This window comes from Streptosporangium roseum DSM 43021, from assembly GCF_000024865.1.
GTDB classification, from domain to species: Bacteria; Actinomycetota; Actinomycetes; order Streptosporangiales; family Streptosporangiaceae; genus Streptosporangium; species Streptosporangium roseum.
Map to the genome: position 1 here is coordinate 2357596 of NC_013595.1, position 15857 is coordinate 2373452.

At 72.2% G+C, this 15857-nt stretch carries 10 protein-coding genes; 2 read left to right on the plus strand and 8 right to left on the minus strand.

Features of this window, described 5'->3' with window-relative positions; genetic code table 11:
• Positions 1-12: 12 nt before the first annotated feature.
• The 3 genes from SROS_RS10600 to SROS_RS10610 are packed head-to-tail and all read right to left on the minus strand — an operon-like array spanning position 13 to position 3213.
• Positions 13-864 (minus strand): carbohydrate ABC transporter permease, encoded by an 852-nt coding sequence (locus tag SROS_RS10600; RefSeq protein ID WP_012888920.1) that lies wholly within the window; start codon positions 862-864, stop codon positions 13-15.
• On the minus strand, positions 864-1877 hold the full coding sequence (locus SROS_RS10605) for a carbohydrate ABC transporter permease (protein WP_012888921.1): 1014 nt from the start codon (positions 1875-1877) through the stop codon (positions 864-866). The genes SROS_RS10600 and SROS_RS10605 overlap by 1 nt, the downstream gene beginning before the upstream one ends.
• Before the next feature lie 4 nt (positions 1878-1881).
• Complete coding sequence (locus SROS_RS10610; protein WP_012888922.1) at positions 1882-3213, minus strand: sugar ABC transporter substrate-binding protein; 1332 nt, start codon at positions 3211-3213, stop codon at positions 1882-1884.
• A 222-nt stretch (positions 3214-3435) separates the two neighbouring features.
• Here SROS_RS10610 and SROS_RS10615 point away from each other — a divergent pair, with 222 nt between their 5' ends.
• Together SROS_RS10615 and SROS_RS10620 are read left to right on the plus strand one after the other, a co-directional pair.
• The gene (locus SROS_RS10615; RefSeq protein ID WP_012888923.1) at positions 3436-4596 is read left to right on the plus strand and encodes an ROK family transcriptional regulator; all 1161 of its coding nucleotides are present in this window, start codon (positions 3436-3438) and stop codon (positions 4594-4596) included.
• Between the two features lie 11 nt (positions 4597-4607).
• A complete protein-coding gene (locus tag SROS_RS10620) occupies positions 4608-5252 on the plus strand; it encodes a M15 family metallopeptidase (protein ID WP_012888924.1) in 645 nt (214 codons plus the stop codon).
• Positions 5253-5389: 137 nt separating this feature from the next.
• On the opposite strand, the gene SROS_RS10625 is transcribed toward SROS_RS10620, so the two are convergent.
• The 5 genes from SROS_RS10625 to SROS_RS10645 all read right to left on the minus strand — a co-directional run bounded on the left by SROS_RS10625 (position 5390) and on the right by SROS_RS10645 (position 15812).
• On the minus strand, positions 5390-7234 hold the full coding sequence (locus SROS_RS10625; protein WP_012888925.1) for a N,N-dimethylformamidase beta subunit family domain-containing protein: 1845 nt from the start codon (positions 7232-7234) through the stop codon (positions 5390-5392).
• A gap of 76 nt (positions 7235-7310) precedes the next feature.
• On the minus strand, positions 7311-8705 hold the full coding sequence (locus tag SROS_RS10630) for a condensation domain-containing protein (RefSeq protein WP_012888926.1): 1395 nt from the start codon (positions 8703-8705) through the stop codon (positions 7311-7313).
• Positions 8706-8743: 38 nt separating this feature from the next.
• Positions 8744-8998 (minus strand): acyl carrier protein, encoded by a 255-nt coding sequence (locus tag SROS_RS10635; protein ID WP_012888927.1) that lies wholly within the window; start codon positions 8996-8998, stop codon positions 8744-8746.
• Positions 8999-9054: 56 nt separating this feature from the next.
• The gene (locus SROS_RS10640) at positions 9055-9237 is read right to left on the minus strand and encodes an MbtH family protein (protein WP_012888928.1); all 183 of its coding nucleotides are present in this window, start codon (positions 9235-9237) and stop codon (positions 9055-9057) included.
• Positions 9237-15812: a non-ribosomal peptide synthetase gene (locus SROS_RS10645; RefSeq protein WP_081453084.1), complete on the minus strand. Its 6576-nt coding sequence runs from the start codon at positions 15810-15812 to the stop codon at positions 9237-9239. The genes SROS_RS10640 and SROS_RS10645 overlap by 1 nt, the downstream gene beginning before the upstream one ends.
• Between the last annotated feature and the right edge of the window lie 45 nt (positions 15813-15857).

Consider the following 15857-nt stretch of genomic DNA (forward strand, 5'->3'; position numbering starts at 1 on the left):
GCGCCAGAGGGGTTAGCCCTTGACGGCGCCCGCGACGAGGCCGGTGACCATGCGCCGCTGCACCAGGAGGAAGAAGACGACGACAGGGATCGTCATCATCGTGGAGCCGGCCATGATGGCGCCCCAGTCGGTGCCTCGCTGCCCGAAGAAGAACTGCAGCGCGACGGGCATCGTGTAGCCCGAGGAGTCCGACATCAGGATGAGCGCGAAGATCAGCTCGTTCCAGGCGGTGATGAACGAGAAGATGCTCGTCGCCACCAGGCCGGGGGCCACCAGCGGGAACAGGACCTTCCGGAAGGTCGTGAACCGGCTGGCGCCGTCGATCCAGGCGGCCTCCTCCAGGGACTTGGGCACCGCGGCGACGAAGGTGCGCAGCATCCAGATGCCGAAGGGGAGGGTCAGGCCGACGTTGATGACGATCAGGCCCAGCAACTGGTCGTAGAGGCCGAGCCGCTTGACGTTGAGGAAAAGCGGGATGAGAAGGGCCTCGGCCGGGATCATCTGGACGATGAGCAGCAGGACCAGGAAGCTGCTGCGGCCCTTGAAGGCGAAGCGGGCGATGGCGGTGGCCGCCAGCAGCGCGAAGACGGCGCCGATGACCACGGTGCCCAGCGCGACGATCGCGCTGTTGCGCATGTAGAGCCAGATGGAGTTGCCCGCCACGCCCTCGGTGAGCACCCGCTTCAGGTGGTCGAGGGTGAGCTCCGTGGGGAACGGGATGAACTCCGTCGTGAAGATCTGGTCGTTGGTCTTGAAGGAGGTCGAGACCATCCAGTAGACGGGGAAAACCGCGAAGATGAAGACCAGGACGCCGGCCGCGTTGAGCGCGGCCTTCCCGAGGCGCTTGCGTGCGATCGGAGTCATCACATCTCCTCCGTCTTCACGATCTGCCGGACGTAGACGGCGGTGACGACGAGCAGGAGCAGCGTCAGGACCACCGCGATCGCCGCACCGGTGCCCATCTTCGGCGGGCTGCGGAAGGCCTCGGCGAAGGAGAACATGGACAGGTTGAAGGCCTCGCGGTTGGTCGGCCCGTTCATCAGCACGTAGAGCTGGCTGAAGACCTTGAAGTTCCAGATGATGGACAGGATCGTCAGCACCGAGAAGACCGGCTTGAGCAGCGGGAAGGTGATCTTCCTGAAGGTCCGCCAGGGGGTGGACCCGTCGACCCGGGCCGCCTCGTAGAGCTCTGTGGGGATGCCCTTGAGACCGGCCAGCACCGACACCGCGATGAACGGGAACGACGCCCAGACCACACAGATGATCAGCACCAGGTAGATGGTGAGCGCGTCGTTCAGCCAGGGCTCGCCGGTCCAGTCGGCCCGCCCGAACAGCAGGCTGGACAGCCAGTCCGGGAGCAGGTTGAGCAGCCAGTTGATCATTCCGGCGTCGGCGTCGAAGAGCCAGCGCCAGATGACGCCCTGGGCGACCGGCGGCACGGCCCAGGCGGACATGATGCCGACCACCACGACCGTGGACATCTTCTTGCCGAGCTTGTTGAGCAGCGTGCCCACCGCGGTCCCGAGGACCAGTGTCAGGGTCACCGTGACGGCGGCGAAGACGACGGTGTTGCGGAGCGAGGACCAGAAGATCTCGTTGTCGAGAACCTTGGTGTAGTTGTCCCAGCCCACCCAGTCAGCCGGCTTCTTGCCGTTGATCTGGGGGATCCCCACCTTCTGGAAGGAGATGACGATCATCTGGAACAGCGGGTAGAGCAGCAGTCCGGCGATCACCACTAGACCGGGTACGAGCAGGACGTACGGGATGATCCACGGAGGGAGCCCGCTGGCCCTGGCGGGGCGCTGCGGGCTGTTACGGCGCCGCCCCGAGGCGGAGGGGTTGCCTCCGCCCCGGGCGATCGTAGACGTGTTCGTCATGTGACTACTGGTTCAGGATCTCTTCGATTTCCCCGTTGGCCTTGGTGAGAGCCTCGTCAGGGGTGGCCTTGCCCTCGATGACGGACCGCGCGGCGTTCTGCAGCACGGCCTTGGTCTCGTTGGCCTCGGTCCAGTTGGAGTCGGCCGGGAAGGCCTTGGCCTTGGCGAAGGCCGCCGCGAACGGGGCCAGCGCCGGGTCCGAGCTCAGCTTCGCCAGAGCCTCGGGGTAGATCGGGAGCAGGCCGCCCTCAAGGGCGTAACGCTCCGCCCACTCCTTGTTGGTGGCCAGCTTCAGGTACTCGGCCGCGAGCTCCTTGTTCTTGGCGCTGTCCCAGATGGCGATGTCGTTGCCGCCGAAGAAGGACGGGGCCTCGCCGCCGGCCTTGGCCGGGAGCGGGAAGAAGGCCAGCTTGTCGGCCTTCAGCTTGCCCTTGCTGTCCACCTCGATGCCGGGCAGGTCCCAGCCGGCCGTCAGGTACATGCCGACCTTGTCGTTGGCGAACCGCTTGCGGATGTCGACCGTGTTCTGCGTCAGGCGCGACTTACCGGACAGGCCGTCGGTGACCAGGCTCGTGTAGGTGGCGAAACCGGCCTTGAACTTGGGGTCGGTCACCTTGCCGACCCACTTGCCGCCCTCCTTGAGGGCGTACTCGCCACCCTCGGACCAGGCGAACGCGCCGAGCAGGTGGTTGGCGTCGGAGCCGCCGTTGAAGGCGAAGCCGTCGACGTCCTTGCCCTTCTTCTCCTGGATCTTCTTGGCCGCGGCGACCAGCTCGTCCCAGGTCTTCGGAACCTCGATGTCGAGGTCCTTGAACCAGTCCTTGCGGTAGAGCACCGCGCGGGAGCCGGCGCCCCAGGGCAGGGCGTAGACCTCGTTGTCGATGGTCTCCAGGCCGAGCAGGTTCTTCGGAATCTGGGCCTGGTCGCCGGCCTCCGCCAGCGGGGTGACCGGGGAGAGGGCTTCCTGGCTCTGCCAGAGCGGCACCTGGTCGTTGCCGATCTCGGTGACGTCCGGGCCGGCGCCGCCCGCCGCGGCGGCGGTGAACTTGTCGTTCACCTGGGGCCACGGGATCCACTCAAGCTTGATCTTGGCGCCGGACTCCTTCTCGAAGGCCGCGTTCAGCTCGTCCATGTACTTCTGGGCGGCCGGGTTGCTGTCGCCGAGACGCCACACGGTCAGGGTCTGGCCGGCGTACTTCGGGCCGGAGGCGGCGGTGGAGGCGCCTGCCTGGGGGTCGGCGCTCTTGGCGGGCTCGTCGGTGGAACCACATGCGGCGAGGCCCAGGGCCAGGGCGGCGGTGGTAGCAGTCGTAACCGCGATCTTCGTGATTTTCACTTTGGGGTTCTCCCTTCCCGGCTTCACGTCGGGGTCGCGCTTCGGGTGCCGGCGTGGTCCCCATGCCGCGCCACACCTGATCGAAGGCGCCTCCTCACGGTCGGCGCTCTGACATCCCGCAGCCTGCTGTCACTCTTGCCTGCGGGCTGACTACGGTTAAACTAACAAGAAACTTTCTTAAAAGAAACGATCGTTAGCGGATCGTGACGGGGGGAGCCGATCTTGTCCAGACGTCCGGGGACACCTCGTCTGCTGCGCCAGCTCAATGACCGCGCGGCACTGGAGCTGCTCCTGTCCAGTGGCCCGCTCACCCGGGCTGAGCTGGGAGAACACACCGGGCTCTCCAAGGTGACCGCGGGCCAGCTCCTCGCCAGGCTGGAGGACCGCGACCTCGTCGCGGTGGTCGGCGAGCAGGCCGGCGGGCGCGGCCCCAACGCCGCCCTGTACGGCGTCGTACCTTCGTGCGCGTACGTCGTGGGCCTTGACGTGCTGCCCGACCGGATCAGCGCCGGAGTGGCCGACATCACCGGCGAGACCGTCGCGGAGATCTCGGTGGACCCCAACGGCCACGACGACCCGGTCCGGCTCGTGCAGGGCGCCGTCCGGAAGGCGTGCGAGTCGGGGGGCATCCCCATGTCCGGCCTGCGCGCCTTCGTGATCGGCACCAGGGGCGTCGTCGACCCCCGGACCGGCGACGTCCGGTTCTCCCTCGACCTGCCCTCCTGGCACGAGGGCGTGCTCGCCGGGCTCCGCCGCCACCTCAACGTCCCCGTGACGATCGAGAACGACGTGAACCTGGCCGCGCTGGCCGAGCGCTGCCACGGCGCGGCCCTGGACATGGATGACTTCGTCCTCGTCTGGGCGGGGGTCGGCCAGGGACTCGGGGTCATGCTCGGCGGACGCCTGCACCGCGGCTTCACCGGCGGCGCCGGCGAGATCGGCTGGCTCCCGGTCCCCGGCGAGCCGCTCCCCACCGATGTGGGCGAGCCCCAGTCCGGCTCGTTCCAGCGCCTGGTCGGCGGCGACGCCGTGGCCGGCCTGGCGGACGCGCACGGCGTCGCCGGCGACTCCGTCGGCGACTACGTCCGTACGGCCGTCACCGGCGGTTCGGAGAGCTTCCTCGACGAGTTGGCCGGGAGGCTGGCGGTCGGCGTGGCGGCGGTGGCCGTGGTCCTGGACCCCGGGCTGATCGTGCTCGGCGGCGACGTCGGCAGGGCCGGCGGCAGCGCGCTCGCGGCCAGGGTCGAGGAGGCCGTGGCCCGGGTCTGCCCGAGCCAGCCGAGGGTCGTGACGACGGAGGTACGGGGCAACCCGGTGCTGCGAGGCGCCCTGGTGTCGGCCCTGCACCAGGCCCGCGAGCAGGTGTTCTCCCAGACGGTGTGAGAATTGGCGCTATGCGCGACATCGTTCTGATCTCCGATCCCCGTGTCACCGCGATCCCCGTCGAGGAGTCCGGAGAGCGGCTGGCCGACGTCCGGGGGCGGCTGCGGGTGGACGGGCGGATGGCCGATTCCGAGGGGGCGTTCGCCCACCTGCGGGAGGGGCTGCTGGCCCGGCTGGAGGGCGCGCAGGCGCAGCTCCCGCCCGGTTACCGGCTGCTGGTGGTGGAGGGCTACCGGCCGCTGGCGACGCAGCAGCGGATCTTCGAGGAGTACTCGGCGGAGCTGCGGCTGGTGTTTCCGGAGATGTCGCCCGAGGAGATCTGCGTGGCGGCGAGCCGCTACGTCTCGCCTGTCGCGGTCGCCCCGCACACCGCGGGCGCGGCAGTGGACCTGACCCTGTGCACCGAGGACGGGGACGAGCTCGACATGGGCACCGCGCTCAACGCCACCCCCGAGCAGAGTGACGGCGCCTGCTACACCGACGCCTCCGGCCTGTCGTCCGAGGCCCGCCACCACCGCGGCATGCTCGGCACGGCCCTGCGGTCGGCCGGCCTGGTCAACTACCCCACCGAGTGGTGGCACTGGTCCTACGGCGACCGCTACTGGGCCATGACCACCGGGGCCGCGGCCGCCGTCTACGGCCCCACGTCGGTCTGAGCCCGCCGCCCACGGCCCCACCTCCCGGGCCCGCCGCCCACGGCCCCGTCCGGTCCCGCCGCCTGCGGCTCCCGCCCACGGCCCCGTCCGGTCCCGCCGCCTACGGCCCCCGTCGGCGACCCCGTCCGGTCCGCCGCCTACCGCCCCACCTCCGCCGGGCGGTCAGGGACGGGGTCGCGCCAGCGGAGGGGGTGGTCGGCGGCGGCGCCGATCAGGCGGCCGGCGTGCGCGGTGAGGGTGGTGCAGCCCGCGGCGGAGCAGAGGTCGCTCCACTCCGCGGCGGCCGCCACCGGCAGGCGCGTGCGGATGCGGTCGTCCGGGCAGGCGGCGTAGAGGCGGCCGTTCATGGCGGTGAGGGCGACGGCTCCGGCCTCACCGTCGACCAGGGCCCACTCGGAGGTCTCCGGAGGCAGGCGCCACAGGCTGCCGTCGGCCGTGGCGGCCCACAGGTCGCCGTCGACCAGGGCCAGCCCGACCCCGCCGGAGGGGGCCGTGCCGAGCACGGTCCAGGGGGCCTCGGGGCCCGGGTCGCGGTAGACGAGCCGGTCGTCGCCGGTCAGGCCGTACAGGCCGATAGGCCTGGTGGTGGAGGCCTCGCGCGGGGTGGCCATGGCGACCACGCCGCCACCGGAGTCGATCCGCTGCCAGCGCAGGTTCTGGCCGGAGACGTCCCGGCGGTACAGCGAGCCGTCCGCGCCCACGCCGTACAGCTGGGAGTCGCACACCGTCAGCGCCCGGAACGGGCCGGCCGGACCGATGACCTCCCACCCGGCGGGCGGGCCGGACAGCCGGTCCAGCACGTTGCGGGTGATCCGGTCCACGGCGGGATCGTGCAGGGTGTTGCCCCAGTTCACGGTGGAGGCGGTGAACACCGTCCCGGCGCCGAGACCGAAGACGCCCATGGTGGCCATGCCGCCTTGGCCGTACCGGTGCCAGTGGCGCAGGTCGGCGGTGGCGAGGATGACGAAGGACGGCGGGGTGCCGTCGCGGCCGGTGGCCACCGGGACGCCGTCCACCTCGACGAAGTCGCAGGCGTCGGTCTCGTAGCCGATGCAGCCCTGGCCGAACTTGTCGCCCTCGCCCAGCCCCGTCCCGTCGAAGACCCAGTGCTCAGGGAAGCGGGCGGTGTAGGACTCCTCGTGCATCAGCTGCATGTACGGCCCCCAGGTCCCGGCACCCCGCCGGAAGCTGACCCCGGTCAGGCTGTTCTCCGGCCGGTTCACCGGCGCGCTGGACCACTCGACCGTGGTGAGGCCGGGCTCCACGGTGGCCATCGGGTCGGTGACCGCGTCGCGGTAGCAGACCATGGTCCGCCCGTCGTCCTCCAGCCGGAACTGCCACCAGCAGGTGTTGCCGGAGAACACGGCCAGGTTGCCGCCCCGGCGGACGAACTCCTCCACGTTGTCGCGCATCCCCGCCGTCCAGTACTCGTCGTGGCCGTTGACCACCAGCAGCCGGTAGCCCGACAGCAGCGAGGCGCCGTCGTGCAGGTCCAGCCCCGAGCAGTAGTCCACCTCGTATCCGGCCGGGCCCAGCCAGCGCAGCATGCCCTCCTCCCAGCGCTCGGGCGGCGGGCCGCCGCCGGGCCGGTCGAAGGCGACGCGCGAGGCCCGGGTGGCCTGCTCGGTCCAGTAGATGGACTCGCCGGGGATGCCCGCCCGGTTGTAGGCCTGCCAGGTCGGGAACGGGATCGACAGCAGGATCGGGGAGCGCGGCCGGGCGGCCCGCACGACGAAGTAGACCTCCGAGGAGTCCTCGTCGGCGGTGAACACCGCCCGGTAGAGCGAGCTCGGCAGGTCGGCGGGGACGTCGAGCGTCCACAGGGGGCCGTCGAACTCCTCCTCGGACACCGCCCTGTCCGCGGACACGTCCTCCAGCAGGACCGAGCCGTGCAGGGGAGCCCGGGAGGCGCGCGCGAGATGGAAGCGGAGCGTGCCGCCCTGGACGCAGGAGGTGGCCTCGGCATAGGCGTACACCGTCATCGAATACCTCCGGCATGGAGATCCCGGGCTTCAGTCCCGGGGAGGGGACGCGGCATGGCGCCACGGAGGAGGGATGTCAACCGACCGGCTCCAGAACCTCGCGGAACGCCGCCTCGACCAGGAGGGACTCCAGGTCGTACAGGTAGCGCTCCATGGCCGGCCGGGGCAGGAAGCGGGTGTCGGCGGTCAGCGAGACGCCCAGCCCGCCGGGCTCGCCGGTCACGTGCAGGCAGAAGCGGCAGTTGAGCCGGTCCTGGCTGAGCGGCCAGGTCAGCACCGTTTCCTCCATCGCCTGCCGTACCGTCCGCTCGTCGTGGGAGGCGTCGACCAGGTCGATGAAGCGCATGTCGTTGAAACAGCAGTAGGGGTGGATCTCCGCGCCCCGCTCCCGGCCGATCCGGGCGGTCAGCCGGTCCCGGTCGTCCGGGTCGTGGTAGGCGGAGCGGTAGGCGCGCAGCGCGGCCGGCTTGGCCGCCCTGAGCAGGTCGGCGAAGGTCGTGCCCTCGCGCAGGTCCAGCACGAACAGGCCCTCCTGGGAGAGCGTGGTGACGGCGTTCGCGGTGTCGGCGCGGAAGCGGTTGCCCACGATCGGCAGCATCGCGCACACGTCGTGGCCGGTCACGGCGCCGACCAGCACGGAGGAGGCGGCCAGCAGCACGGTCGAGGTGCTCACTCCGTGCACGGCGGCGATCCGCTGGACGGCCAGGTCCAGCGCCCGGGAGACGATCTGCGCCCGCCAGATGGGCGGGCCCCCGGGCGCGGCCACGGGCCGGTCGAACATGGTCGGCGGGATCCGCCGGTACTCGCTCTCCCAGTGCTCGGCGGCGACCCGGGCGACCCGCAGTCCCTGGTCCGACCGCTGCCAGCGGGCCAGGTCCAGCGGCGAGGGCGGCGGCGGGCCGGGTACGGCCCCGCGGAGCAGCAGCAGCCGCAGGTCCGTGATCGCCGCCTCGGCGCCGAGGCCGTCGGCCGCCAGGTGGCAGAAGACGAGCACGATGTGGGTGACGGTCCCGCCGAGAGGCCTCCCCGCGGTGTCGCCGGCAGGTCTCTCCGCCGCCCCGCCGGGGGCCTCGCCCGCCGCTCCGCCGGAGGTCTCGTCGGCGACCACGAGCCCCACCCGGAGCGGCCACTCGCCCGCGTAGTCGAAGGACTTCTCCGCCAGCGTGTCCAGCAGCCGGTCCGGATCGCCGGCCGACAGGGTGACCGCGATGGCGCCGGAGGTCTCCAGCACCTGGGACGGCCCCGCCCCCAGCCTGGTCCGCAGCGACTCGTGCCGCTCCACCAGCGCGCCCAGGGCCTCGACGGCCCGTTCCACGGTGAGCGGCCGGGCCCGCCTGGGCACCTTGAGCACACGGCCGAAGTTGAAGTAGTGGTCGTCCGGCGCCGTCTTCTGGATCGTGTCCCAGATGGCCCGCTGACCCCAGGTCAGCGGAGCCGTACCCGATCGGCTCCCCGAGAACCGGATGTTCATGTGCTTTCCCCCGTTCAGAACACCTTCAGCGACACTTCTCAGGAACCGGAGCGGCCGGAGGCGGCGATGTAGCGCTCCAGCGCGTCCAGGTCGTCCAGCAGGTCGAACCCCTCACCCGACAGGTCGATCTCGACCCCGAACTCGGTCTCCACCGCGTCGATCAGCCGCATCTGCGCCAGCGAGGTGACCCCCAGCGCCGACAGCGGGACCGTCGCGGCCAGCGCCTCCTTGGCCGTCACCGCGCCGTCCGACGCCGTGGCCACCATCGCGGCCAGCCGTTCCCTAACCACCATTGCGGGCTCCTTCCACGCGGTTCCTGACGTCGTCCGTGGAGATCCAGATCCAGTCGTCAGACACCTGTGGCCTCCCTGGCGCTGAGCGGGCGCATGTCGGTCCAGACCTGGTCGATGTGGACCAGGCACTCCTGCCTGGTCCCGGAGGCGCCCTCCTCCCGCCAGCCGTCCGGCAGATCCCGGCCGGTGGGCCAGATCGAATACTGCTCCTCGTGGTTGACCACGACACGGTGACTCATCACAGCTCCCCTTCTCCATGAGGCATTTGCACGAGGAGGGCGGCCTCCTCGTCTGACAGTCCGTCGAGCTCGGCGACCAGCAGCTCCTCCACCGCGGCCGCGAGCCCGGCCACGGTGCTCCGCGCGAACAGGGTGCGGATCGGCACGTCCACCTCGACGAGGGCGCGGAGCCTGGCGATGACGCGGGTGGCGAGCAGCGAGTGCCCGCCCAGGGTGAAGAAGTCGTCGAAGGCGCCGACCGCCTCGATCCCCAGCACCTCGCCGAAGACGTCGGCCACCAGCAGCTCGGCGTCACCGCGCGGGGCGGTCCTCGTCCCGGCCCCGGCCCCGGCCTCGGGCGCGGGCAGCGCGGCCCGGTCGACCTTGCCGCTGCGGGTCAGCGGCAGGGCGTCGAGGCCCACCCAGAGCGCCGGGACCATGTAGGCGGGGAGCACGCCGGCCAGGTGCCTGCCCAGCTCCTCGCCGGTGGCCGTGCCGACGACGTAGCCGACCAGGGTCTCCTGGTGCACGGCCACCGCCGCCTGGCCGACACCGGGGTGCGCCAGGACTCTGGCCTCGATCTCGCCCAGCTCGATCCGGAAGCCTCTGACCTTGACCTGGTCGTCGTCGCGGCCGAGGAACTCCAGCCGCCCGTCGCCGCGCCAGCGCGCCCGGTCGCCGGTCCGGTAGACGCGTGAACCGCCGGGGCCGGGGACGAACCGCTGCGCGGTCAGCGCGGGCCTGCCGAGGTAGCCCCGGGCGACCCCGGCCCCGGTGACGCAGAGCTCACCCGGGGCGCCCGGCGGCACGGGCTCACCGTGCCCGTCCAGGACCATGACCCGGGTGCCGCCGATCGGGGTGCCGATCGGCGGCCTTCCGGGGGAGCCGTCGAGCTCGGCGGCCGTGGCGATGATCGTGGCCTCGGTCGGGCCGTAGGTGTTGACCAGCCGCACCCGGTCGCCGAAGCGTTCCCGCCAGCGGGCCACCGCGGCCTCGTGCACCTGCTCGCCGCCCAGGATCACCAGGCGCAGCGTCGAGGGCCAGGGGATCTCGTCGATCTGGTCGACCAGCGCGTGCCAGTAGGCCGTCGGCAGGTCGAGCACGGTGACCCCGTCCAGGTGGTCGGGCAGGGTGACACCGCCGTCGGGCAGCAGTTCCAGGCGGGCTCCGGCGGCCAGGGTGGGGTAGATCTCCTCGGCGTGGGTGTCGAAGCTCAGCGAGGCGAACTGCACGACCCGGTCGCCGGGGTGCAGGCCGTACGCCTCGCGCATCCACGCGACCCGCGCCGCGAGCCCGTCGTGCTCCACCACGACGCCCTTGGGCGTGCCGGTGGAACCGGAGGTGTAGATCACGTAGGCGGCGGCGTCGCGCGGCGCGGGTTCCGGGGTCCCCCGGTACGGCCCGGCCTCGTCGAGCACGAGGGACGCTCCGCTGTCCGCCACGAGGAAGGCGAGCCGGTCCTCGGGGTAGTCGGGGTCGAGCGGGAGGTAGACGGCTCCGGCCCGCCAGGTGGCGAGCAGCGCGGCGACGGTGTCCGGGGTCCGGCCCAGTCGGACGCCGACCACGTCGCCGGGGGCGACGCCGCGCGCCTGGAGGAGCGCGGCCAGCTCGTCGGCGCGCGCGTCCAGCCCGGCGTAGGTGAGCAGGCTGTCCCCGCATCCGACCGCGACGGCGTCCGGGGTGTTCCGCACGGCCGCCGCGAACATGTCCGGTACGGCGGTCGCCGGCGGCTGGGCCGGTCCCTCGGAGAGGCGGCGGAGCAGGGCGTCGTCGTCCTCGGTGCGCAGCGGCAGGGTGGAGACCCGGTCGCCGGCGACCCGGGGCAGCGCGGTCAGGAGCAGGCGGAACCGGGCGGCCAGTCCTTCGACGGTGGCCCGGTCGAACAGCTCGGCGTCGTAGACCAGGGTTATCAGCAGTTCGTGCTCGTCCTGCCAGGCCTCCAGCATCAGTTCGAGCTTGGCCTGCCGCATGCCGTGCTCGAACGCCGTGGTGGTCAGTCCGGCGAAGGCGTCGCGGGCGTGCCCGGAGTCCTGCGTGTGCAGGATGATCATGGTCTGGAACAGGGGGGTGCGGGTGAGGTCCCGCTCGGTCCTCAGGGCCGTCACCAGCTCCTCGAACGGGACGCCCTGGTGGGAGAAGGCGTCCAGGACGCCGATCTGGGTGTCGCGCAGCAGGTCGGTGAAGGTGGGGTCGGCCGACAGGTCGCCGCGCAGGACCAGGGTGTCGCTGAGGTAGCCGACGACCGGTTCGAGCTGGACCCGGTCCCGGCCCGCGGTGGCGGTGCCGACCAGGATGTCGCTCTGGCCGGTGTGCCGGGCCAGGAGCACCTGATAGGCGGCGAGCAGGACCATGAACATCGTCGCGCCGTGCTCCCTGCCCAGCCGGGTCAGGGCGTCGGCCTCGGCCGAGGTCAGCCGGACGGCCGCCACGCCGCCGCGCCGGGCGGCCCCGGCGGTGCGCGGCCGGTCGACCGGCAGGTCCAGCGGGGTCGGGTCGGCGAGCCGGTCCCGCCAGTAGGCGAGCAGATCACCGGTGTCGCGGTCGCGCTGCCAGCGGGCGACGTCGCCGAACTGGAGCGGCACCGGGGGCAGCTCGGCCCGGCCGGAGTAGAGGCGCGACAGCTCGTCGAAGATGAGGTTGAGCGACCAGCCGTCGCCGAGGATGTGGTGGAGGACGACGCACAGGACGTGGTCGTCCTCGCCGATCCCGATCAGCGTGACCCGCAGCGGCGGCCGGGAGGCCAGATCCGGGAAGGGCCTGTTGGTCAGGGCCGCGACGAGCTCCGCCGCCCCGGTCTCGTCCCCGGCGCTCACCCGGTCGACGGGGACCGCGCCCGGCGGGTCGACGACCACGGCGGGCGCGCCGTCCACCTCGGGGAACCGGGTGCGCAGGCTCTCGTGGCGGGCCACCGTGCCGTCCAGCGCCCTGCCCAGGGCGTCCGGGTCCAGCGGGCCCCGCAGCCGCCTGACCAGGCACATGTTGTAGGAGGCGTCGTCCGGGTCGAGCCGGTTGAGGAACCAGAGCCGCTCCTGGCCGAAGGAGAGCGGCGGGGTGGTCCCCGCGGGCCGGGGCCGGGGTCCGCCGGCCTCCCCGAGCCCGGCCACGGTGGGCCGGCCAGGCTCTCCACCGCCGATGGTCGGTCCCGCCGTCCCCTGTCCGGTGCCGGTGCTCCGTCCCGCCGTCCCTTGCCCGGTGCCGGCGGCCCGTCCCGGTCCGCCGTCCCCGGGGGCCGGGTCGGGCCCGGCGGAGGGCTCGACCAGCTCCGCCAGCCCGGCGACCGTCGGCCGGATGAACACCTCCCGGACGGGCACCTCCCTGCCGGACAGCGCCGTCAGCCGTGCGGTGACCATGGTGGCCAGCAGCGAGTGGCCGCCGAGCGTGAAGAAGTCGTCGTGCGCCCCGACCTCGGCCACGCCGAGCACCTCGGCGAAGACCTGCGCGACCAGCCGCTCACCCGCGGTGCGAGGCGTCGTGGCGTTCCGTTCGGATCCTCCGTCGACCTCCGGCAGCGCGTTGCGGTCGATCTTCCCGTTGGGCGTCAGCGGCAACGCCTCCACCTCGACGAACACGCTGGGCACCATGTATCCCGGCAGCTCCCGCCCGGCGTGTTCCCGCACCTCGTCGAGCGGTCCCGCGGAGCCCGGCTCCCGTGTCGCGTCCGCCGGGGAGGCCATGCCCGCCGAGGGAGCCGCGTCCGACGAGGGGGGCGCGGCCGGCGGGGTCAGCACGGTGAAGGCGATCAGCCGGTCCCCGCGCACGGCGACGACCGCCTGCCGTACGGCGGGATGGGCGTCGAGCACCGCCTCGATCTCGCCGAGCTCGATGCGGTGGCCGCGGAGCTTGACCTGGTTGTCGGTGCGGCCGAGGAACTCCAGGGTGCCGTCGCCCCGCAGCCGGGCGCGGTCCCCGGTGCGGTAGACGCGGGCGCCGTCCGGGCCGGGGACGAAGCGCTCGGCGGTCAGGGCGGGCCGGCCGAGATAGCCGGTCGCGACTCCCGCGCCGCCGATGAGCAGCTCGCCCGGCACCCCGATCGGGGAGGGGCCGCCGGCGGGTTCCAGGATGTGGACGGTGGTGTTGGCGATCGGGCGGCCGATGACGATCTCGCCGGGAGACTCGGGGACCTCCCAGGCGGTGGACCAGATCGTGGTCTCGGTCGGGCCGTAGACGTTGACGAGCCTGTCCACCCGGGGACGCAGCTCGCGGGCGAACTGCGGCGGCAGCGGCTCGCCGCCGGTCAGGCCCACCACGCGGGGCAGGTCCCCGCTGAGCAGGACCCGCCACCCCGACGGTGTCGCCTGGACGTGGGTCACCCCGGCCTCCCGGACGAGCCGGGCGAGCCGGGCGCCGTCGCGGGCCGTCTCCGCGTCGGCGACGACCACCCGGCCGCCGGTCACCAGCGGCAGATACAGCTCCAGGGCGGAGATGTCGAACGACAGCGAGGTCAGCGCCAGCCACACGTCCCGCGGCGAGGACCCGGTCAGGGCGCGCATCGCCAGCAGGAAGTTGGTCAGCGCCCGGTGCGGGACCACCACGCCCTTCGGGCGGCCGGTGGACCCCGAGGTGTACAGCACGTAGGCCGTGTCGCCGGGGCGGGGGCGCGTGGTCGCGGCCGTCCCCGGCAGGAGGTCGTCCAGGCCGGTCAGGACCAGCGCGGCCGCGGAGTCCTCGATCACGTAGGAGACGCGGGCCCGCGGGTAGTCGGGATCGACGGGCAGGTAGGCGGCGCCGCTCATCGCCACGCCCAGCAGCGCGACGAGCATGTCCGTGCCGCGTTCCATCCGGACCGCGACCAGCGAGCCGCGGCCGATGCCCGCGGCGGCCAGCCGGCCGGCGACTTCCGCGGCCCGTTCCACCAGCCCGGCGTAGGTCAGCGTGTCCGCCGGCGCGTCCTGCCCGGCGCGTGCGGGGGTCTCCACCGCGATGGCGTCCGGGGTCGCGGCGGCCTGTTCCAGCACCAGGTCGACCAGCGTCACCTCGGGCAGCTCGGCGCCGGTCCCGTTCCACTCCTCCAGCAGCCCGAGCTCCGCCTCCGGCAGCATCCGCAGCGAGCCCACCGGCACCTCGGGATCCGCCACGGCGGCCGCGAGCAGCTCCTGGAACCGGGTGACCATCCGCTCCACGGTCTCGCGGTCGAACAGGTCGGTGCTGTAGACCACGCTGCCGAGCAGGTGGCCGTCATCGGCGGGGGAGATGTCCACCGACAGGTCGAGCCGGGCGCGGGACCAGCCGTGCGGGAAGGGCGTGGCGGTCAGGCCGGGCAGCGGGTCGGCCCACTCGCCGTGGGTGTGGAAGGCGAACAGGGTCTGGAACAGCGGGGTGCGGCTGAGGTCCCGCTCCACGTCCAGCTCCGCCACGAGCCGCTCGAAGGGGACGTCCTGCCGGGAGAGCGCGTCCAGCACCGTCCGACGGGTCCGCTTGAGCAGCTCGCTGAAGGTGGGGTCGCCGGACAGGTCGCAGCGGAGGGCCAGCGTGGTCGACAGGAAACCGATCATGGTCTCCAGCTCGGTGCTGTCGCGGCCGGCCGACGGGGTGCCCACGCAGAAGTCGCTCTGGCCGGTGTGCCGGGCCAGCAGGACCTGGTAGGCGGCCAGCAGCACCATGTACGGCGTGCAGCGGGCCCGCCGGGCCAGGTCCCTGATCGCGGCGCTCACATCCGCCTCGATCCGGAAGTCGACCTCGCCGCCGGCACCGCTCCGCTGCACCGGACGCGGCCGGTCGGCGGGCAGTTCGAGGGGCGGCACCCCGGCCAGCCGCTCGATCCACCACTGGAGCCCGGAGTCCGCCGAGTGCCGGCGGAGGGCGTGCTCGCCGTACTGGAGGGGGAGGTGGGGCAGCGGGGCGGTGCCACCGCTGCCGTAGTGGGCGGCGACCTCGGAGCGGAGCACGTTCAGCGACCAGCCGTCGCCGTTGATGTGGTGCAGGACGACGCAGAGCACGTGCTCGTCGAGGCCCAGCTCGATCAGCGAGACCTGGAACGGGGGCGCGGCGGACAGGTCGAAGGCCGTGTTGGTGAGCGCGGAGACAAGGGAGAGGGCTTCCTGGTCGTTCCCGGCCGCCAGCCGCTCCACCGTCACGGGCGCGGGCGGCTCGACGATCGCCAGGGGCCGGCCGGCGCTCTCGCTGAAGCGGGTCCGCAGGCTCTCGTGCCGTGCGGCCACGGCGGTGAAAGCGGCCTCCAGCGCGACCGTGTCAAGTCGGCCTTTCAACCTGTAAACATAGGATGTGTTGTAGGTCGAGTCGCTGGGATCGAGGCGGTGGAGAAACCACAACCGCTGCTGGCCGTACGACAGCGGGTATTCCGTCCCTGGCTGGCCGGGGGAAATGGTCTCTGGCTGAAGCACGCAGAGCTCCTTCGTCGGCCGCGGGTCCGCATTCGCGCGAGGGCGCCGAAAATGGGTATGCGAAAGCCCGCTCCGCGCATATTTGCCGAGTTGAGCACGTAATGGGAAAGGATTCTTTCTGGAAAGAAACCTTTCAGTTAGTTCTGGGTGGTTAGTGTTACACCTCCGCCCGGGGTGCGCAAGGCCCTGTGTGGCAGGGGTTTCCCGCCCCCTCGCGAACCTTGGCCAAAGGGCTTGCGCGGCCGTTGCGATCATGTAAGACTGACGCTCGTTTTAGAATAGTAAAGATTCTTTCCTGTT